At 67.8% G+C, this 20,170-nt stretch carries 17 protein-coding genes; 6 read left to right on the top strand and 11 right to left on the bottom strand.

The features are described 5' to 3' along the window. Positions 1 to 28: 28 nt before the first annotated feature. Genes rbfA through rimP form a run of 5 tightly spaced genes read right to left on the bottom strand, consistent with a single transcriptional unit; the run spans position 29 to position 6,085 of the window. Positions 29 to 466 carry a 30S ribosome-binding factor RbfA gene (rbfA, locus tag GDI_RS06485; protein WP_012554125.1) on the bottom strand — a complete coding sequence of 146 codons (438 nt, stop codon included), beginning with the start codon at positions 464 to 466 and terminating at the stop codon, positions 29 to 31. Then, entirely contained in the window at positions 463 to 3,186 is a 2,724-nt protein-coding gene (gene infB, locus GDI_RS06480; RefSeq protein WP_012224611.1) for a translation initiation factor IF-2, read from the bottom strand. Before infB ends, rbfA begins: the two co-directional genes overlap by 4 nt. A gap of 12 nt (positions 3,187 to 3,198) precedes the next feature. Next, positions 3,199 to 3,837 (bottom strand): RNA-binding protein, encoded by a 639-nt coding sequence (locus tag GDI_RS06475; RefSeq protein ID WP_390614168.1) that lies wholly within the window; start codon positions 3,835 to 3,837, stop codon positions 3,199 to 3,201. A gap of 34 nt (positions 3,838 to 3,871) precedes the next feature. Then, complete coding sequence (gene nusA, locus GDI_RS06470) at positions 3,872 to 5,443, bottom strand: transcription termination factor NusA (protein ID WP_012224609.1); 1,572 nt, start codon at positions 5,441 to 5,443, stop codon at positions 3,872 to 3,874. Between the two features lie 18 nt (positions 5,444 to 5,461). Further along, positions 5,462 to 6,085: a ribosome maturation factor RimP gene (gene rimP / locus GDI_RS06465; RefSeq protein ID WP_012554124.1), complete on the bottom strand. Its 624-nt coding sequence runs from the start codon at positions 6,083 to 6,085 to the stop codon at positions 5,462 to 5,464. A gap of 210 nt (positions 6,086 to 6,295) precedes the next feature. On the opposite strand from rimP, the gene GDI_RS06460 reads away from it, so the two are divergent. The 3 genes from GDI_RS06460 to GDI_RS06450 are packed head-to-tail and all read left to right on the top strand — an operon-like array spanning position 6,296 to position 9,203. Continuing rightward, positions 6,296 to 6,895: a hypothetical protein gene (locus tag GDI_RS06460; RefSeq protein ID WP_012554123.1), complete on the top strand. Its 600-nt coding sequence runs from the start codon at positions 6,296 to 6,298 to the stop codon at positions 6,893 to 6,895. Continuing rightward, positions 6,892 to 8,160, top strand: a complete 1,269-nt coding sequence (locus GDI_RS06455) for an AAA family ATPase (protein ID WP_012224606.1) — start codon at positions 6,892 to 6,894, stop codon at positions 8,158 to 8,160. The genes GDI_RS06460 and GDI_RS06455 overlap by 4 nt, the downstream gene beginning before the upstream one ends. A 32-nt stretch (positions 8,161 to 8,192) precedes the next feature. After that, positions 8,193 to 9,203, top strand: coding sequence for a hypothetical protein (locus GDI_RS06450; RefSeq protein ID WP_012554122.1), 1,011 nt, complete (start codon positions 8,193 to 8,195; stop codon positions 9,201 to 9,203). 26 nt (positions 9,204 to 9,229) lie between these two features. Here GDI_RS06450 and GDI_RS06445 read toward each other — a convergent pair whose 3' ends face one another. From GDI_RS06445 to acnA, 4 genes are all read right to left on the bottom strand, one after another. Continuing rightward, the gene (locus GDI_RS06445) at positions 9,230 to 10,117 is read right to left on the bottom strand and encodes a LysR family transcriptional regulator (protein WP_012224604.1); all 888 of its coding nucleotides are present in this window, start codon (positions 10,115 to 10,117) and stop codon (positions 9,230 to 9,232) included. Positions 10,118 to 10,249: 132 nt separating this feature from the next. After that, positions 10,250 to 11,749 (bottom strand): ABC transporter substrate-binding protein/permease, encoded by a 1,500-nt coding sequence (locus GDI_RS06440; RefSeq protein ID WP_012224603.1) that lies wholly within the window; start codon positions 11,747 to 11,749, stop codon positions 10,250 to 10,252. Continuing rightward, a complete protein-coding gene (locus GDI_RS06435; protein ID WP_012224602.1) occupies positions 11,746 to 12,543 on the bottom strand; it encodes an amino acid ABC transporter ATP-binding protein in 798 nt (265 codons plus the stop codon). Before GDI_RS06435 ends, GDI_RS06440 begins: the two co-directional genes overlap by 4 nt. Before the next feature lie 22 nt (positions 12,544 to 12,565). After that, entirely contained in the window at positions 12,566 to 15,259 is a 2,694-nt protein-coding gene (gene acnA, locus GDI_RS06430) for an aconitate hydratase AcnA (protein WP_012224601.1), read from the bottom strand. 214 nt (positions 15,260 to 15,473) lie between these two features. On the opposite strand from acnA, the gene ccmA reads away from it, so the two are divergent. Next, entirely contained in the window at positions 15,474 to 16,187 is a 714-nt protein-coding gene (ccmA, locus tag GDI_RS06425) for a heme ABC exporter ATP-binding protein CcmA (protein ID WP_456303746.1), read from the top strand. Beyond that, the gene (gene ccmB / locus GDI_RS06420) at positions 16,184 to 16,864 is read left to right on the top strand and encodes a heme exporter protein CcmB (RefSeq protein ID WP_012224599.1); all 681 of its coding nucleotides are present in this window, start codon (positions 16,184 to 16,186) and stop codon (positions 16,862 to 16,864) included. Before ccmA ends, ccmB begins: the two co-directional genes overlap by 4 nt. A 92-nt stretch (positions 16,865 to 16,956) precedes the next feature. Here ccmB and GDI_RS06415 read toward each other — a convergent pair whose 3' ends face one another. Continuing rightward, positions 16,957 to 18,087, bottom strand: coding sequence for a type III PLP-dependent enzyme (locus tag GDI_RS06415; RefSeq protein WP_041249323.1), 1,131 nt, complete (start codon positions 18,085 to 18,087; stop codon positions 16,957 to 16,959). A 250-nt stretch (positions 18,088 to 18,337) separates the two neighbouring features. Between GDI_RS06415 and GDI_RS06410 the strand changes: the two genes are divergently transcribed. Next, positions 18,338 to 19,303, top strand: coding sequence for a YihY/virulence factor BrkB family protein (locus GDI_RS06410; RefSeq protein ID WP_012224597.1), 966 nt, complete (start codon positions 18,338 to 18,340; stop codon positions 19,301 to 19,303). Positions 19,304 to 19,317: 14 nt separating this feature from the next. On the opposite strand, the gene GDI_RS06405 is transcribed toward GDI_RS06410, so the two are convergent. Next, entirely contained in the window at positions 19,318 to 19,974 is a 657-nt protein-coding gene (locus GDI_RS06405) for a septal ring lytic transglycosylase RlpA family protein (RefSeq protein WP_408735210.1), read from the bottom strand. Positions 19,975 to 20,170: the final 196 nt, after the last annotated feature.

Here is a 20,170-nt window from a genome sequence, read left to right as displayed (position 1 = left end):
GCCGGGGTAAGTCGAGGCCCGCTCAGGCTCAATCCAGATCCCGCGCGACGTCCGGCTGCCGCAGCAGCGCATCGACTTCCATCGCGTAATCCAGCGCGGTGTCCGGCTGGAAATGGATTTCCGGCACCCCCCGCAGGCGCAGGCCGGTGGACAGGCGCGAGCGCAGGAACGGCGCCACGCGCTTGAGCGCCGGCAGCAGGGTTTCGACGTCGCTGCGGCCCAGCCGGGCGACGAAGGCGGTGGCGTGCTTCAGGTCGGGCGAGATCCGGACCTCGGTCACCGTGATGCGGACATCGACCAGCTCGGGATCGCGGAATTCCGTGCGGGCGAACAGGTCGGCCAGCATGCGGCGCACTTCCTCGCCCACGCGCAACTGGCGTTGCGTGGGCCCGGAAGCAGCATGGCCGGCGAGTTTCCCCGCCGGCCCCGCCGTGTTCACCTTGCCGCGTGAGGCGTTACGGCTCATGCGGGAACCAGTTCCATCTCGTAGCACTCGACCATGTCGCCTTCGCGCAGGTCGTTGTAACCCGCGAAGGACAGGCCGCACTCGTAGCCGCGCGCCACTTCCTTGACATCGTCCTTGAAGCGCTTGAGCTGGCTGAGCTCGCCTTCATGAACGACGACGTTGTCACGCAGCAGGCGCACGCCGCAGCCGCGCTTGACCACGCCCTCGGTGACGTAGCAGCCGGCGACCTTGCCGACCTTGGTGATGTCGAACACCTTGCGGATCTCGGCATAGCCGAGGAACTTCTCGCGGTGCTTCGGCGCCACCTTGCCCTTGACCAGTTGTTCGACGTCGTCCGCGACCTGATAGATGATCGAGTAGTAGCGGATATCCACGCCTTCGCGCTGGGCCAGTTCGCGGGCCTGCGTCGTGGCGCGGACGTTGAACGCGATGATGACCGCATCCGACGCCTTGGCGAGCTGCACGTCGCTTTCGGTGATCTGGCCGACGCCGGCCGTCAGCACGCGGACCTTGACCTCCTCATGCTCCAGCTTCAGCACCGTGGCCTGCAGCGCCTCGGCCGAACCCTGGACGTCGGCCTTGATCAGGACGGCGACTTCCTTCTGCGCGCCGGCCTGGATGCGGGCCAGCATCTGGTCCAGCGTGCCGCGGGCGGCGGTCTGGCCGGCCGCCGTGCGGTCGCGGATCACGCGCTGGCGGAATTCCGAGATTTCGCGGGCGCGATTCTCGTTATCCACCACCACGAACGGCTCGCCGGCACCCGGCACCCCGGCGATGCCGAGGATTTCCACCGGCATGGCGGGCGCCGCTTCCTGGATCTGCCGGCCGCGATCGTCCAGCATCGCACGGACGCGGCCCCATTCGGCGCCGGCCACCACGATGTCGCCACGCCGCAGCGTGCCCTTCTGGACCAGCACGGTCGCCACCGGACCGCGACCGCGATCCAGACGGCTTTCGATCACCGAGCCCTCGGCCACGCGGTCCGGATTGGCCCGCAGGTCGAGCATTTCCGCCTGCAGCAGGATCGCTTCTTCCAGCTTGTCCAACCCGGTGCGCTTCAGCGCCGAGACCTCGACATCCTGGGTGTCGCCGCCCATCGATTCGACCACGATCTCGTGCGACAGCAGTTCCTGGCGCACGCGCTCGGGGTTCGCACCCGGCTTGTCGCACTTGTTGATGGCGACGATGATCGGGGCGTTCGCGGCCTTGGCATGCCGGATCGCCTCGATCGTCTGCGGCATCACGCCGTCATCCGCCGCCACGACCAGCACGACCACGTCCGTCACCGAGGCGCCGCGGGCACGCATGGCGGTGAACGCCTCGTGACCCGGAGTGTCGATGAAGGTGATCTTCGACCCGGAGGGCAACGTCACCTGATAGGCGCCGATATGCTGCGTGATGCCGCCGGCTTCGGCCGCCGCGACGTCGGTCGTGCGCAGCGCGTCCAGCAGCGACGTCTTGCCGTGGTCGACATGGCCCATGACGGTGACGACCGGCGGACGCGGCAGCAGGTCTTCCGGCTGGTCCTCGATCCCCTCGATGCCGATTTCGACGTCGCTGTCGGCGACGCGGCGGACACGGTGGCCGAATTCCTGGACCACCAGTTCGGCGGTATCGGCATCCAGCGACTGGGTCACGGTCGCCATCACGCCCATCTTCATCAGGGCCTTGATGACCTCGCCCTGGCGGGCGGCCATGCGGTTCGCCAGTTCCTGCACCGTGATCGTCTCGGGCAGGATGACGTCACGCACCACGCGGACCTGGTCGGCGCGCAGGCGCTCCAGTTCCGCCTGGCGGCGTTCGCGTTCGCGCTGGCGCCGGACCGAGGCCAGCGAACGCGTCTTGTCGTCGTCACCCTCGATCGCGGCCTGCACGTCGATGCGGCCCGAACGGCGGCTGTCGCCACCCTTCTTGGGCGACGCGCCGGACGGCTTGCGCCCCGGGGCGATGCCGCCGCCGGGACGGCGCGCCGGACGGCGATCGTCCTCTGCCTCTCCAACGCGGCCGGTGCGCAGGCGCAGGGTCTCGCCCGGGGCCTGCGGGGTCGCGGCCGGCGTCGCCGGACGGCTGGGCGTGACCGGGCGGGCCGGCATGATGGCGCGTTCGGCCAGCGGGCGCAGGCGCTCCATCGGCGGGGCCAGCGTGACCGCGCCGGGAATCGGCACCGCCGACACGACCGGTCCGCTGCTTTCGGGCTCGGGCTCGGCCCGGGACGGGGTCCCCGCCTGGCCGTGGGCCTGCGCGCTGGCGCGGCGCTCGGCCTCTTCCTCACGGGCGCGGGCGGCGGCCTCTTCCTTCTCGCGGACCTCGTCCTCGGCCGCGCGGCGCGCTTCCTCGTCCCGCCGGCGCGCTTCCTCGGCCGCGGACAGGATCATGATCTTTTCCTGTTCGCGCCGTTCCTGCTCGCGCCGGACGGCCTCGGCCCGCTGTTCTTCCAGCACGCGCTGGCGGGTGGCCAGTTCGGACGCCGTCAGCGCCCGGCCACCACTGCCGCCCCGCCCGCCGGCGCGCCCGCCACCGGACGAACCGGAGCCGCTGCCCGCGGGGGCCGGACCGGGGCCGCGCTTCTTGCGCACCTCGACCTGCACCACCTTCGAACGACCATGGCTGAAACTCTGCCGCACGGAACCGGCATCAACCGTCCGTCCGACATCCTTCCGGCCCGCCGGCCGCAAGGACAAGCGTCCCTTACCCTGATCCTGATCGTTGCCTTCGCTCATGTACCCGCCTGTTCACCCAAGTTCGGTGGATCGGTCCGCCGAACCCGGGACCGCCCTGCCGGACAGCCCCGCATAACGTTCATTATCGACGCGGACACGACGTGCCAGTTCGCCACACGACATCGCCGCGTGCACGACATGGTCACGGCCGAATGCCGCCCCCAGACCCGCCGCCGTAGGAACAACCGCTATCGGAAGGTCCCGTGCGCCGGACAACAACCTCGTCCTCTCGTCCGGGCTGCCGTCCTCGGCCTGAATGATCAGACCGGCGCGACCGCCCGTTATCCATTCCCGCACCTTGGCGAAGCCGTAGGTCACCTGACCGGCCCGCCGTGCGAGTCCCACCGTTTCCAGCATCCGGCGCACCAGTCCGGCTTCCAGGATCTTGTCCAGGTCGGGCGGAACGACGACCTGCCCACGGGCGGCGCGTGCGAATGCCCCCCGTGTCCGCGCCGTTTCTAGCACATCCCGCCGCGCGCTCAACCAGATTCCCCGTCCGGGCAGACGCGCGGAAAGATCGGGCGTCACAATCCGGTCAGGTGACAGCACGAAACGCAGCATCGTCTCGGGCGCCGCCCGGTCGCGGGTGACGATGCAGCGCCGCAGCGGCCCGCGTTCGTCATCCCTGTCCTGGTCGGCATCCGTTTCCATGTCTCGCATCGCCCGGTCGGGTGCGGCTTCGTGATCAGACGTCCGACGCCTCCCGGCCTTCGGCCGTCTCCCCAGAAGCTTCTCGGGCGGCTTCCCCGGCGGCTTCCTCGCCTTCGAACCAGTGCGCGCGGGCGGCCATGATGATCTCGTTCGCCGCTTCCTCGTCGATGACCTCGCCGCCCAGGATCTCGACCAGTTCGTCGCCCGCCAGGTCGGCCAGGTCGTCCAGCGACTTCACACCCTTCTCGCCCAGCGTCACCAGCATCTGGTTCGAGAACACGCCCAGCGCCGCGACATCGTCCGACACCCCGAGGCCGCGCCGCTTCTCGTCCAGCTCGTCCTCGCGCCGGGCCAGGAAGCCCTCGGCCCGGCGGACCAGTTCGCCGGCCACGTCCTCGTCGAAGCCCTCGATCTCGGCCAGTTCGTCGGGGTCGGCATAGGCCAGTTCCTCGATCGAATGGAAGCCTTCGGTCACCAGCAGGCCGGCGATGACGTCGTCCACGTCCAGCGCCTCGACGAACAGGCCGCTGCGACGGCGGAATTCTTCCTGCCGGCGTTCCGATTCCTCGGCCTCGGTCAGGATGTCGATGTCCCAGCGGGTGAGCTGGCTGGCCAGGCGGACATTCTGCCCGCGCCGGCCGATCGCCAGGCTGAGCTGCTCGTCAGGCACCACGACCTCGACCCGGCCAGCTTCCTCGTCCATCACGACCTTGGTCACTTCCGCCGGCGCCAGCGCGTTGACCACGAAGGTCGCGGCCTGCGGGCTCCAGGGAATGATGTCGATCTTCTCGCCCTGCAGTTCCTGCACCACCGCCTGGACGCGCGATCCGCGCATGCCCACGCAGGCGCCCACCGGGTCGATCGACGCGTCGCGGGAAATCACCGCCATCTTGGCGCGCGATCCCGGGTCGCGGGCGACGGCCTTGATTTCGATGATGCCGTCGTAGATTTCCGGCACTTCCTGAGCGAACAGCTTCGCCAGGAAGGCGGGATGGGTGCGCGACAGGAAGATCTGCGGCCCGCGCGGCTCGTCACGCACATCATAGATATAGGCGCGCACGCGGTCCGAATTGCGGAAGCTTTCGCGGGGGATCAGCTCGTCCCGGCGCAGCAGCGCCTCGGAACTGCCGATCTCGACCATCAGGTTTCCGTATTCGGTGCGCTTGACCGTGCCGTTCACGATCTCGCCCACGCGGTCCTTGAATTCGTCATACTGGCGCTTGCGCTCGTATTCGCGCACGCGCTGGACGATCACCTGCTTGGCGGTCTGCGCCGCGATGCGGCCGAAATCGATCGGCGGCAGCGGATCGACCAGATGTTCGCCCAGCTGGATCTCGGGCTTGAACTTGCGGGCGATGTGGAGCGGGATCTGGGTTTCCTCGTTCTCCACCTCCTCGACGGCCTCGGTCCAGCGGGACAGGCGGACGTCGCCGGTCTTGCGGTCGATGGTCGCGCGGATATCCTTTTCGTGCCCGTACTTGGCGCGGCCGGCCTTCTGGATGGCCTGTTCCATCGCCTCCAGAACCTCCTCCCGGTCGATCGCCTTCTCACGCGCGACGGCATCGGCCACCAGCAGCAGTTCGGGACGGGAAACGGACGTATCCATCAGAGCCTCCAGGACGTCTCAGTGAGTCTTGCGCGCCGGCCGCCGGCCGGGCTTCGGGGATTTTCCGGCCCCTTCGGGGGCCGCTTCCGTAGTATCTTCCTCGCCCTCTTCCGGGGCCCCACCGGGCGCGCGCATCATATGGGCACTGGCCGCGATCAATTCATCGGTCAGGACCAGCCGCGCGCGGCGCATGTCCGACAGCGGCAGCGCCACCTCGGTCCCGTCTTCCAGGCGCAGGCGCCCGAACCCGTCCTCGGCCCCCAGCAGGATGCCGGAAAACCGCTTGCGGCCGTCGATCGGGATATTCACCTCGGCCTTCGCCAGGTGGCCCGCGAAGCGCGTCCAGTCCTTCGCCCGCGTCAGGGGACGGTCGATTCCCGCCGACGAGACCTCGAGCGTCCAGGCGCCGGGCAGCGGGTCCTCGACATCCAGCACCGCGCCCACCGCGTGGCTGATCTGCTCGCAATCCTCGATCGCGATCAGCGTGCCGTCGGCACGGTCGGCCATGATCTGCACGGTCGGGCTTTCCCGGCCCAGGATCGCCACCCGGACCAGTTCGAATCCCATGTCGGCCAGGACGGGCGCCACGATGGCGGCCACCTTGGCGTCCAGGCCGGTCAGGTAGGGAAGGTCTGCGTCCAAAACAAAAAAGGCGGCCGGTCAGGCCACCCCCCAAAAAAGCGGAAGATGAAGGAATGAGGTCGATATAGGACACAACGGAAGGTTTCGCAAGGTGCCCGTACATCCCCCCGCCGGGCGCGCGGGCGGCGTGGCGGCGCGGTACATTACATTACAATCACATCGCCGTTTCGATACTTGCACCGTGGCACGGGCCAAACGCATGATGCCGGAATGAGGCCGACGCCCGATCCCGAGCCCCGCGCAACCCCCGACGAAGCCGGCCCCGGCAAGGCCCGGCCGCTGTGGTACGGACTGGCGGCCGGCGTGATCGTCATTGCCGGCTTCAGCGCCCGCATGGCCCATGAACAGGCCCAGCCGGCCCCCGCCCCCGCGATCAGCGCCGATGGCGCGGCAGGCGCCGCCGGAAGCGCCCATGTGCTGAACAGCACGCAGCAATTCGCCATGATCTCGCCCGACAATGCGCCGCGCGCGCTGCAGCAGTCGGGGCTGACGCCCGACCAGCAGGCGCGCATCCTGGCCGGCATCCGCAAGCGCGAATACCGGCTGGTGCGCATGCCGATCTACGACCAGGGCGGGACCGGCGGGGTCGTCACCCTCAGCTCGGGCGGCATCACGCAGACCGTGCCGCTGACCGCGCAGCCGCGCACCGTCCTGCTGCCCATCCGCATTTCCGGCGAAGTCGATATCGTCCCCGTCTCCGATCCCGGCGTCGCCGGGCTGGCGCCCGGGGCCATCACCGTCCTGGGGCCGACGCCGCTGCCCATTATCCATCGGGACGAGATGCTTGTTCTGGATGTGATCGTCCAATGAAGGCTCTTCTGCCCGCCCTGAACCGGCTGATGCCGGTGATGATGGTCATTTTCCTGATCCTGGCGAGCTTGCAGGCGGCGGCGTCGCTGCATCTTTCTCTCGCCAGTCTGACACATTTCATGGAATGGTGTGCGCCGGCCTTTCCCGTGCTGACGGCCGGGAGCAGCCTGCTGGTCCTGGCGGGTCTGATGTTCGAGACCCGCGCCGAACGGCTGGCGCGCAAGGGGCTGCGACGCCGACGGGGGTGGATGATGGATGTACTGGCCAGGCTGACCAACCGCACCGCGCTGGAAGAAATGATGGCGCGCGAGCAGAAGGAAACGGTCATCGACGCCGAGGAACTGGCGGCGAGCCTGCGGGCCCGGGTGATCGGGCAGGATCAGGTGTGCGAGGATATCGCCGCCCAGTTGCGCCGCCGCATGGCGCTGCAGGTGCGCGGCAAGCCGGTGGGCATCTTCCTGCTGGCCGGGCCGCCGGGCACCGGCAAGACCTATCTGGCCAAGCAGATGGCCCGGCAACTGGACCGGCCGCTGCTGCATTTCGACATGACGCAGATGAGCTCGCCCCACGCCGCGACCCAGTTGTTCGGATCGCCCAAGGGCTATGTCGGGTCCGACACGTTCGGCAAGCTGACCGGCGGGCTGAAGGAAAAGCCCGACGCCGTCGTGCTGCTGGACGAGATCGAGAAAGCGCATCCCGACGTCTTCAAGAAGTTCCTGACCGCGTGGAACGACGGGCATGTCACCGAGGCCTCGACCGGCCAGCAGGTTTCGACCGTCCGCGCGATCTTCGTCCTGACGTCCAACATCGCGACCGATGCCCTGTCGGAAATCGCCGACCGCCTGGCCGACGAACCCGACCGCATGCGCGCCGAATCGGTCGAGGCCCTGCGCCAGGCCGGATTCGCGCCCGAGGTGCTGAACCGGCTGGACCGGATCTTCGTCTTCCGTGCGCTGACCGGGCTGGATGTCGCCCGCGTCGCCGCGCTGGAAATCGAGGCGATGATCGAGAGTTACGGGTTGAGGGTGGAAACCGGCGGCATCGATGCGTCGCTGCTGTTCGAGGTCATGCGGCGGCAGGATCGCATGGGGGCCTCGGCCAGCGCCCGCGACCTGGTCCGTTCGATCGAGGACATGATGAGCGATTCGCTGATTTCCGCGCGGCAGCAGGGGGCCAAGCTGGTCCGCGTCGTATCGGGCGAGAACGGCGTCACCGCGGAAATCGCGAACGACGCCGACGCGCAGCGGGCACGCGTGCTGCGCTGATCCGCTCCATCCCTTCGTCACGGTCCGTCTGAATGTCCGCTGCCTCCCGCCTCTGGAATCGCGCGCCGCTGTGGCGGAGCTGCGTCTTCGGTATCCCGATCTTCGTGGTGCTGGCCCTGCTGTATCCCCCGCCCTATCTGATGCGGGCGATTCCGGCGCTGCATCCGGTCATCGACCGGATCAACCGGACGCTGGGACGCGATGCCCCCGCCGCCCAGGCCGACAACGGTGCCGCCCCCGACGCGGGGGCGCCCCCCGCGCAGCAGGCCGACGGCGGGCCGCCCCAAGGGGCGGCCCAGGGCGCGGCCCAGCCGCCGGGCGGCACGCAGGTCGCGGCCCCCCCGATCACGTCCGACCTGACGGGTGCGATCCCGTTCGCCGGCCGCGTACTGCCGCTGCCGGCGGGCGTATGGCATCCGGTCCTGACGACCACGAGCGGCCCGCATGGCGAATTGCAGAGCAACGTGCTGGTGCGCGCGGAAGACGGGATGGTGACGGGGGTGGTGATCGCGCGCGGCAGCACGCAATCCCTGCCGCTTTCGACCGTCGATGCCATGAACAATGGCTGCCATGACGACCGGAACTATCTGTCGAAGCTGATCACGACCGACCCCAAGGTCATGGAATGCTGGTTCACCAGCCACGTCCAGATCGCCGGCCAGCCGCTGAGCGACAGTGTGGATATCCTGACCGCGTTCAACCGGCTGCATGTCATGGGCTTCCCGATTCCCTATGTCATGCTGGTCGCGACCTGGAATTACGCCGAGGCCTCGGCCGATCGCGGCGCGAATATCGAGAACGTGACCATCCTGCTCAGCCCCGCGCGCAAGGGCACGATGAACCTGCCCGCCCCGCCCGAGCAGTGGCTGAAGCAGACGCTGCCGCAGAGCCCGGCCGCCGAGCGCTTCGTCCGCGAAGCCAATGACTGGATGAACGGCTGGACCGGCATGCTGCGGCGCGGTTTCCATGGCGAACTGGTGGCGGGGTCGCCGGATCTGGTGCGGGCCAGCCGGGACCCGGCGTCGGTGTTGCCGGTGGAGTAAGGTCTTCTTTTTCTTCAGAAAAAGAACTACCGCAGCACATCCGAAATATCGATCAGGAAATCCAGCACCGTCCGCGTCCGCAACGGCAGGGTACGCGGCCCGGTATGCACGGCGTAGAAGGGCAGCTCCGGCACCGTCCAGTCGGGAAACAGCCGCACCAGCCGGCCGGATGCGACGTCTTCGTCCACCTGGAAGGACGGCAGCAGCCCGATGCCCATGCCGGCCAGCGTGGCCTGCAGCACGGCCTCGCTGCTGTTGGCGCGGAAGGGGCCGCTGGCGGCGACGACGCTTTCCTCGCCATTGCCTTCGAAATGCCAGTCATGACGCGTGCCGCCATAGGTATAGGCAATGCAGGGATGGTTCAGCAGGTCGCGCGGATGCTGCGGCGTGCCGCGCCGGTCCAGATAGGCCGGCGTGGCCACGGCGATGCGCTTGACCGTGCCCAGCCGCCGCGCGATCAGCGAGCCCTCGGCGATTTCACCGACACGCACCGCCAGGTCCAGCCCTTCCTCGACCAGGTCGCCGAAGCCGTCGCGCATGATCAGTTCGACCGAAAGATCGGGGTGCTGTTCCAGCAATTCCCCCAGCCGGCCGGTGGTATAGAGGCCGAACGCGGTGGTCACGCCCAGCCGCACCAGGCCGGACACCGAGGCCCGGCGGCGGCCGAGGGCGGTTTCGGCGGTTTCCAGAATTTCCAGCACTTCGTAAGCGTGGGGCAGCAGGCTGCGCCCATCCTCGGTCATCATCAGGCTGCGGGTGGTACGCGCGAACAGGGTCGCGCCGTAATGCGCCTCCAGCAGCGCGATGTGCCGCGAAATCGTCGGCTGGCTGGCACCGGTTTCGCGCGAAACAGCGGAAAACGACCCCGTCGCCGCGACGCGAACGAAGCTATGAAGGGCAGAAAGCAGATCCATGGCCACCGATGCTCGGAATTTGTTCGAACACCTTTCTATGCCTCGGACTATTTATGCACAATCTAGCATAAAACAGCGCCGTCATGTGCCTGACGCATCAAGCGCATCAACCCTTTGCGATCAGGGGCCGCTTCAAATATGGCCCCGGCGGCGCTGCCCGGCCTGGAACCGGGCTTCGGCCATGCGGGCCAAGCGCACGAAGGGCAGGCCCAGCAGCAGGTAGGCGGTACCGATCAGCAGGCCGGTGCCGAAATAATCGTAATAGGTCGAGGACAACCGCACATAGGTCTGGCTGAGTTCGGTCAGCGTGATCACGCTGACCAGCGACGAGTCCTTCAGCAGCGAGATGAAATCGTTGGTCATCACCGGGATGACCATGCGCACCGCCTGCGGCACCACCACGAAGCGCAGGGCCTGCATGTGGGTCATGTTCAGGGCCAGCGCGGCCTCGACCTGGCCGCGTGCGACGGATTGCAGGCCGGCGCGGTAATTCTCGGCCTCGTAGGCCGCGTAATTCATGCCCAGGGCCACGACGCCGGCCACGAAGGGCGACAGGCGCAGCCCGATGCCCGGCAGGGCATAGAAGATGAACAGGATCTGGATCAGCAGCGGGGTGCCGCGCACGATTTCGACATACAGCGTCGCCAGCGCCCCCAGCCAGCGCGGCCCATACCGCCGCAGCAGCGCCAGGGCCAGCCCCAGCCCGACCGCCACCACCATGGCGCAGGCCGACACCGCGAGCGTCAGTACCGCGCCATGCAGCAGCAGCGGCAGGAAGCTGACATACCGGTCCACCCGCGCGCGCCAGCCGTGGCGGGGGCAGTGGCCGCCATGTAATGCCGCCATTGCGTCCGGCGCGATATCGGGCGTGGTCGCATCCATGGTCAGGTCCGCCATGGCAGGCGTCCACAGGTTCCAGCGCGCGAGGATCCGGTGCAGTTCGCCGTCGCGGATCATGCCGTCCAGCGCCGTATTCACCTGGTCGCGCAGCGTGGTGTTCCCCTGGGCGAAGGCGACGCCGTAGGCCACCCGGCCGATCGGGTCCCCCACCAGCTTCAGCCCCGGATCGGGCGCGCCGTAATAGAGCGCGATGGTGCCGTCCAGCAGCACCGCATCCAGCCGGCCGTTCTTCAGGTCGGTGTAGGCGTTGGTTTCTTCCTCGTACGATCGGATGCGAATCGTGGGGTCGGCCTGCAGCATGCGTTCGGCCGTGGTGTCCTTCAGCGTGCCGACGACATGCCCGCGCAGCGCCGCCAGCGTATCGAGCCCCTGCTGGTCGCGGCGGACGGTGATGCGTTCCGACGTGACGTAATAGGGATGGCTGAACAGCACGCCCTGTTCATGCTCGGGCGTGATCTCGATCCCGTCGATGACCATGTCGTACAGCCCGCGCTGCAGGCCGGGAATCAGCCCGTCCCAGTCGTTCTGCACGAATTGGGTCGGACGGCCGAGACGGCGGGCGATGGCCTGGGCGATGTCGTATTCGTAACCGGTCAGGCGGGACTGGTCGGCGGGGTCGTGGAAGACGAACGGCACGTTCGCCTCGGCATCCGACGCCCAGCGCAGCGGCGCGGCATGGGCATGTCCCACCATGACCGCCGCCAGCAGCAGCAATGCGACAAACAGCCTCATAACATGGACCTGAGAAACCGGCGGGTGCGCGCATCCTTCGGGGCGACATAGAGCGTGTCGGGATCGTCGATTTCGACGATTTCGCCGCCATCCATGAACACGACGCGGTCGGACGCCGCCCGGGCGAAGCGCATGTCGTGCGTCACCACGATCTGGGTCATGCCTTCCGCGTCCAGGGCGCGCATCACCGACAGGACTTCCTCGGCCAGTTCGGGATCGAGGGCCGAGGTCGGTTCGTCATACAGCATCACGTCGGGGCGCATCGCCAGCGCGCGGGCGATGGCGGCGCGCTGCTGCTGGCCGCCCGAGAGCGTGTCCGGGTAACGGGTGGCGATCGCGGCCAGGCCGACCTTGTCCAGCAGGGCCAGGGCATCGGCCCGGGCGATGTCGGGCTTCACGTGCTTCACGCGGACGGGCGCCAGCATGACGTTGTCCAGCACGGTGCGGTGGGGAAACAGGTTGAAGGACTGGAACACCATGCCAACATGCGCCCGCAGGCGATGGGCCGCGTCCTCGTCCGCGCGGGTCCAGCGGGGGCTGGTGCGCGCGATGGTCACGTCCGCGATCGAGACCGAACCGGAATCGGGAATTTCAAGAAAATTGAGGCAGCGCAGGAAGGTCGATTTGCCGCAGCCGGACGGCCCGATGATCGACACCAGTTCGCCGCGCGTCACGCTGAGCGAAATGCCGCGCAGGACATCCTGCCCGTCGAAGACCTTGCGGATGCGCTCGGCCCGCACGACCGGGTCGGCAAAAAACGCCGGCCCGGGAGAACCCGGGCCGGCGCCAGACATTTCAGATAGAGAAAAAAGCGGCTCAGGCAGCTTTGGTCATCCCGCGCAAGACATACTGCAGGATGCCACCATGCCGGTAATACTCGACCTCGTCCAGCGTATCGACGCGGCAGAGCAGGGGCACGTCTTCCTTCGAGCCGTCGGCGCGGGTGATCGTCATCGTCAGCGTCATGCGCGGCGTGATCTTGTCCAGACCATGGATGTCGATCTTTTCGTCACCCTTCAGGCCCAGCGTCTTGCGCGTCACGCCGTCCTTGAACAGCAGGGGCAGGACGCCCATGCCGACCAGGTTGGAGCGATGGATGCGCTCGAAGCTTTCGGCCACGACGGCGCGGACGCCCAGCAGCAGGGTGCCCTTCGCCGCCCAGTCGCGCGACGAGCCCATGCCGTATTCCTTGCCGCCGAAGACGACCAGGGGTACGCCCTCCTTCTTGTATTCCATCGCGACGTCGTAGATCGAGCCTTCCTTCCCGTCGGGGAAGTGCTTGGACAGGCCCCCTTCGGTGCCCGGCAGCATCTCGTTCTTGATGCGGATGTTCGCGAAGGTGCCGCGCACCATGATCCGGTCGTTGCCGCGACGCGAGCCGTAGGAGTTGAAGTCCGCCTTGGAAACCTGATGTTCCTTCAGGTAGACGCCCGCGGGCGAGCTTTCCTTGATCGCACCGGCCGGCGAGATGTGGTCGGTAGTGATGTTGTCGCCCAGCAGCGCCAGCACGCGGGCCCCCACGATGTCACCCTTCGGCTTCGGCTCGGGGGTGATCTCCTGGAAGTACGGCGGGTCCTGCACGTAGGTCGAGCTCGGATCCCACTTGTAGGTCTCGGACCCGGTCGCGACCTTCAGGGCCTGCCATTCCTTGGTGCCCTTGCTGATCTGGCTGTAGCGCTTGATGAACTCCTCACGGGTGATGGAGGAGCCGATCAGTTCGGCGATTTCCTTGTTGGTCGGCCAGATGTCCTTCAGATAGACCGGCTTGCCGTCCTTCGAGGTGCCGAGCGGCGCGGTGGTGATGTCCTCGCGCATCGTGCCCAGCAGCGAGTACGCGACCACCAGCGGCGGGCTGGCCAGGTAGTTGGCCCGCACGTTCGGGGAAATACGGCCCTCGAAATTGCGGTTGCCCGACAGGACCGACACGGCGACCAGCTTGTTGCCTTCGATCGCATCGACGATGTGATCTTCCAGCGGGCCGGAATTGCCGATGCAGGTCGTGCAGCCATAGCCGACGGTGTTGAAGCCCATCGCATCCAGCTCTTCCGTCAGGCCGGCGCGGTTCAGGTAGTCTGTGACGACCTGCGACCCGGGGGCCAGCGACGTCTTCACCCACGGCTTCGGCTTCAGGCCCAGGGCCCGCGCCTTCTTCGCCACCAGGCCGGCCGCGATCAGCACCGCCGGGTTGGAGGTGTTGGTGCAGGACGTGATGGCGGCGATCACCACGTCACCGTGGCCGATTTCGTAGTTCGTGCCGGCGACTTTCGCCTTCTTGTGCGCGTCGGCGGCGGGAACGCCCAGGCCGCCCGTCAGCTCGGTCTCGAACGCCGAGGTCGCGTTGGTCAGCGGCACGCGGTCCTGCGGGCGCTTCGGGCCGGCCAGCGACGGCACGACGGTCGACAGGTCCAGTTCCAGCGTGTCGGTGAACACCGGCTCGGGCGATTCCGCGGTGCGGAACATGCCCTGGGCCTTCAGGTATTCCTCGGTCAGCTTGATGCGGTGTTCGTCACGGCCGGTCTGGCGCAGGTAATGCAGCGTCAGCTCGTCCACCGGGAAGAAGCCGCAGGTCGCGCCGTATTCCGGGGCCATGTTGGCGATCGTCGCACGGTCGGCGACCGGCAGGTGATCCAGCGCCGGGCCGAAGAATTCGACGAACTTGCCGACCACGCCCTTCTTGCGCAGCATCTGCGTGACCGTCAGCACCAGGTCGGTCGCGGTCGCGCCTTCCGGCAGCTTGCCGACCAACTTGAAGCCGATGACATCGGGGATCAGCATCGCGATCGGCTGGCCCAGCATCGCGGCCTCGGCCTCGATCCCGCCGACGCCCCAGCCCAGCACGCCCATGCCGTTCACCATCGTGGTGTGGCTGTCGGTGCCGTACAGGGTGTCGGGGTAGGCATAATCCTTGCCGTCGACATGCGCCGTCCACACCGCCTGGGCGATGTATTCCAGGTTCACCTGGTGGCAGATGCCCGTGCCCGGCGGCACGACCGAGAAGTTCTCGAACGCTTCCTGGCCCCAGCGCAGGAAGGCATAGCGCTCGCCATTGCGTTCGAATTCGATCGTGACGTTCTTCTGCAGCGCGTCCGGCGTGCCGGCCACGTCCACCATCACCGAGTGATCGATGACCAGGTTGACGGGAACCAGCGGGTTCACCTTCTGCGGGTCGCCCTTCAGCTTCAGGATGCCGTCACGCATCGCCGCCAGGTCGACGACGGCGGGAACGCCCGTGAAATCCTGCATCAGGATGCGCGCGGGCTTGAAGGGAACTTCCTTCGTGCTGGCGCCCTTGGGCAGCCATGCCGCGATCGCGCGGGCGTCGTCGACGCTGTAGGAGCGTCCATCCTCGAAGCGCAGGATATTTTCCAGCAGCACCTTCAGGCTGACCGGAAGACGACTGACGTCGCCGATCGTCTTCTCCGCTTCAGGAATCGAGAAATAATGGTACGTCTTGCCGTCCACATGCAGCGAACGGCCTGTCTTGATTGAATCGTGCCCAACCGACTTCATTGGTTTTTCCTCCGAGGCGTCAGCAACGGATTATCCAACTGAAGCACGACTTCCGCGCTGGCGGTGTGATCCCTCTGGACAACCGGCTTGATCTCCCAACGGTCGTAGAACATACCCGGACGCGGTTGCGACACAAGGCAGCCCCGGTAACAAGAACGCGGGAAGACCCCGTGACGGACCCGGGGCCGTCACCCCCGACCACGAGCCCAGGAGCATCGCCATCCCTGCCTTTCCCGCCTCGGCCAGCCCGCTGCTGGATGTCGAAAATATCTCGGTTTTCCGCGGGGAACGGCTGGTTCTCGACGGCGTCGGGCTGCGGCTGGACGCGGGTGACGCGCTGCTGCTGACGGGGCCGAACGGGGCGGGAAAGTCCACGTTGCTGCGCGTGCTGGCAGGGCTGCGCAAACCGGAAGGCGGCCATGTGCTGTGGGCAGGGATCGATGCGCTGTCGGACCGGACGGCCCATGCCGCGCGCATTGCGTATCTGGGCCATCAGGACGCGCTGAAACCCGGCCTGACCCTGCGCGAAAACCTGTTCCTGGCCGCGCGGGCGGGCGGGTCCGATCCCGATCGGGCCATGGCGGCGCTGGATCTTTCGGGTTTGGCCGACCTGCCCGCCCGCCTGCTGTCCGCCGGGCAGAAACGGCGGGCCGCGCTGGCGCGGGTGGTGCTGGCGCAGGCGCCGCTATGGCTGCTGGACGAACCCAGCCTGGGGCTGGACAGCATGGCGATCGGCCTGCTGGAGACGCTGTTTCAGACCCATCGGGAGGCTGGCGGAATCGTGATTGCAACCACCCATGTTCCCCTGCCGCTGCCGGACGCGAAAACCCTGGTCCTGCCCGGCGCGACCGAACCGGCGCCGGATTTTGGGATGGAATCAGGATTCGATTCCCATGCGGACCACTCCCACGCGGACCACTGGGCATGAACGCGTCGATTCCCGCCCTGCTGGCCGCCGTCATCGGGCGCGACCTGCGGCTGGCGCTGCGTCACGGGGCCGACACGCTGGGTGCCGTGCTGTTCTTCATCCTGGCGGGGGCGCTGTTTCCCCTGGCGCTGGGCCCGTCGCCCGAACTGCTGCGCCGGATGGCGCCGGGCATCGTCTGGGTCTGCGCCCTGCTGGCCGCCCTGCTGCCGCTGGACCGCCTGTTCGGGTCCGAACTGGAAGACGGGTCGCTGGACCAGTTGATGCTGTCGGGCCTGCCGCCCGCCCTGGTCGCGCTGGCCAAGATGGTGGCGCACTGGCTGACCACCGGCCTGCCGCTTCTGGTCGCGGCGGGGCCGCTGGCCATCATGCTGGGACTGCCGCTGCCGGTCCTGCCGATCCTGCTGGGGGGGCTGGCGCTGGGCACGATCGTGCTGTCGCTGATCGGCGGCATGGCGGCATCCGTGGTGCTGGGCGCGCGGCGCGGCGGCGTGCTGCTGCCGCTGCTGGTGCTGCCGCTGGCAACCCCCGCGCTGATCTTCGGCGCGGCGGCGCTGGACGCGGCGCAGACCGGCCTGTCCTGGACGCCGGACCTGGAATTGCTGGGCGCCTTCCTGGCCGGGGCACTGCCGCTGTGCCCGCTGGCAGCGGGGGCCGGGTTGCGCGCGGCGGTCGAGTAGGGGGCAGTCCGGAGCCAAAGGCCGCCGGCCTTTGGAAACCGATTCGTTATGATCCGATCGGTGTGCGGGGCATCACGCCCCTGCACGGTCCATCAGATATAATGCTCAGTCAGCGGGGCGAAGCCGTTGAAGCTGGTCGAGCAGTAGGTCGAGACATAGGCCCCGGTCGACAGCAATTCGATCCGGTCGCCGCAGGCCAGGTCCAGCGGCAGGGCGTAGGGCGCCTTTTCGTACATGATGTCGGCACCGTCGCAGGTCGGGCCGGCGATGGCCACCCGCCCGGCGGGCGATCCGTCATGGGGCGTGCGGATGCCGTAGCGGATGGATTCGCCCTCGGTCTCCGCCAGCCCGCCGAAGCGGCCGATATCCAGATAGACCCAGCGTGGCCCGTCCTGCTGCCCGCGCCGCGTGACCAGCACGACCTCCGACGACACCACGCCGGCATCGCCGACGATGAAGCGCCCGGGCTCGACGATCATTTCCGGCAGGTCATTGCCGAAATGCTCGGTCATCGCGTGGCTGATCGCCACCGCGAACCGGTCGATCTCGGGCACGTCCTCGCGGTAGCGGATCGGGAAGCCGCCGCCCAGATTGACCATGCGCAGGTTCAGACCGGCCGCGGCCAGGTCGGTGAACAGCATGCCCACCCGCGCGATCGCGGCCTCGTACGCATCGGTGCTGGTCTGCTGGCTGCCGACATGGAACGACAGGCCGTACGGGTCCAGCCCCATGTCGCGGGCGCGCAGCATCAGGTCGCGCGCGCTGTCCAGCGTGGTGCCGAACTTGCGCGACAGCGGCCATTCCGCGCCCTCGTTCTCGACGATCAGGCGGCAATAGACGCGCGAACCGGGGGCGTGACGCGCCAGCTTTTCCAGTTCCTCGATGCTGTCGAAGGCGAACATGGTCACCCCGGCCTGGTGGGCCTGGGCGATCGCGGATGCCTTCTTGACCGTGTTGCCGAACGAGATGTCCGCCCCGGCGGCCCCGGCCGCGAGGCAAAGGCGGATTTCCTCCCACGACGCGGCGTCGAACGCCGAGCCGAGGGACACCAGCCGGCGCAGGATGGCCGGCGCCGGATTGGCCTTCACGGCATAATAGATGCGCGCCAGCGGCAGCGCCGCGCGCAGCGACTGATAGCGGGCCTCGACACGATCGACGTCGACGACGAGGCAAGGCGTGGCAGGGGCCTGTTCGGCCAGAAAACGGGCGATCTTGGGAGTCATCGCACCCAATTCCCTTCTGTATCGTCCGTCCGGATCGATGCCGGACAGGGAGTTGCGAAACGGTCTAACGGACCAGCGACCAAGTGGGCCCGGCGAAGGGTCCCGATTGCCAGAACGCTTGACGTCGTTGCGTAACCTCAGAGGGCCAGTGGCACGTGCGTTGTTGCGTGGAGAGCGCATATGAGGGCAAACCACTTTGGGCGCAACAGAAAAATCGACCCGTGCGCATGTTTTTCGTTAGGTAGGGGTCATGCAGGCCAACAGCCACTTCTCCCCGGCCGGTAACGGCCCCACCCCGTGCCCCTTTCCCTCGCGGTCCATGTTGCGGCAGATGTGGAAGCCGGTTCTGGGCCGGATGGCGCGCAATCTGTCGTCCGACCAGATCACCCTGGCGGCGGCAGGATGCGCCTTCTATGCCACCCTGTCACTGTTTCCGGCGATCAGCACCCTGATTTCGATCTACGGACTGATGTTCGACCCCGATACGGTCGAGCCGCAGATGGACGTGCTGCGCCATCTGCTGCCGCCCTCGGCCTTCACCCTGATCGACGAGCGCATCCATACCCTGGTGGCTGAGCCGCATTCGTCGCTGACGCTGAACCTGATCCTGTCCACCACCATCACGCTGTGGTCGGCGTCGGCGGCGACGCGGTCGATCATCTCGGCCGTCAATATCGCCTATGACACGCGCGAGACGCGCGGGTTCGTGCAGTTCCACCTGATGGCGCTGGGCATGACCCTGTGCGCGATCTGCGGTGCCGTCCTGACCCTGAGCGTGCTGGTGGCGCTGCCGGTCCTGATCGATTTCGTCCCGGCGCGGCTGGGCCTGGCCCCGCCGCCCTGGTCGGTCGAACTGCTGGTGCAGACGGGCGGCCCAGCGCTGATGCTGCTGTTCGTGCTGGCCGCGTGCTCGCTGCTCTACCGTTTCAGCCCCAATCGCAGGATCGTACACTGGATCTGCATCCTGCCGGGGTCCTGCACCGCCACGCTGATCTGGATCGTCTCGTCCATCGGGTTCTCGTACTACGTCAGCACGATCGCCAGCTACAACGCCACCTATGGCCCGCTGGGCGCGGTGGTCGCGACGATGATGTGGTTCTTCGTCACCGCCTACGTCATCCTGCTGGGCGCCGAACTGAATGCCGGGCTGGAGGCGGAGATGGAACTGCGCCCGAGCGAGGGCGATGCCGGGCAGCGCCCCAGGCCAGGCGAGTGAGAGGCTGAAGCCGGTCAGCGCCCGGCGTGATGCGCGACGCGACGGGGCGCGCCCGGCGCGGCGGCGGCGATTGCGTCGGCGCTGGTATCCGTGGATTCGGCCTGCGCCACTTCGGTGACCGGGGCGGGCTGCAGCACGACATGGGCGGTGCCCGCATTCAGCATGCCCAGCCGCGCCGCGGCGGCGGGCGAGAGGTCGATGATGCGGCTGCCCAGGAAGGGGCCGCGATCGTTCACCGTCACCACCACCGAACGACCGGTATCCTCCGAGCGGACCAGCACGCGCGTGCCCATCGGCAGGGTGGGATGCGCCGCCGTCAGCGCCCGGGGGTCGAACGCACGGCCCGACGAGGTGGGACGGACCCGGCGCAGGTGGCCGTACCAACTGGCCACCCCCTGTTCGGACCAGGACAGGGCGGAACGGCCGACATGCATCAGGTGCTGTGACCGCCGCGCCAGCGCCGCGCGGACCGAGGCCGCCCAGGCGGTGGGCGGATGGCCGTCGTCACCCACGGCGGAGGAGATATCGGGGGACGCGGAGGCCGGCACCGTTTCCGCGCCCGCTGTCACTTCGCGGCCACAGGCGGTCGAGGCGAAGGCGAACAGGCAGGCCAGCGCCATCAGCGCCTGGCTGCCGGATCGTATCCGTCGCTCATTCCGGTCCTGTTTCAATGCGTCCCCAATCCTGCTGGGCCAATCGGCCAGTAACAACGGGCATACAACAGTCCCGTTCCCCGGAACTCAAGGCTTTTTCACCGCACGTCCCCCCGCAGGACCGGGCGATGCCGCGATGTTGCCGGTGCTTTCGCCGCTGATTCAATCCTGTGGGGGAGAATGTGGCAATTTTGGGTCATCATTATTATCCCGG

It is taken from the genome of Gluconacetobacter diazotrophicus PA1 5 (genome assembly GCF_000067045.1).
GTDB lineage: Bacteria > Pseudomonadota > Alphaproteobacteria > Acetobacterales > Acetobacteraceae > Gluconacetobacter > Gluconacetobacter diazotrophicus.
Note: the sequence above shows the minus strand (reverse complement) of the source record. Positions and strands in the feature narration are given on the sequence as shown.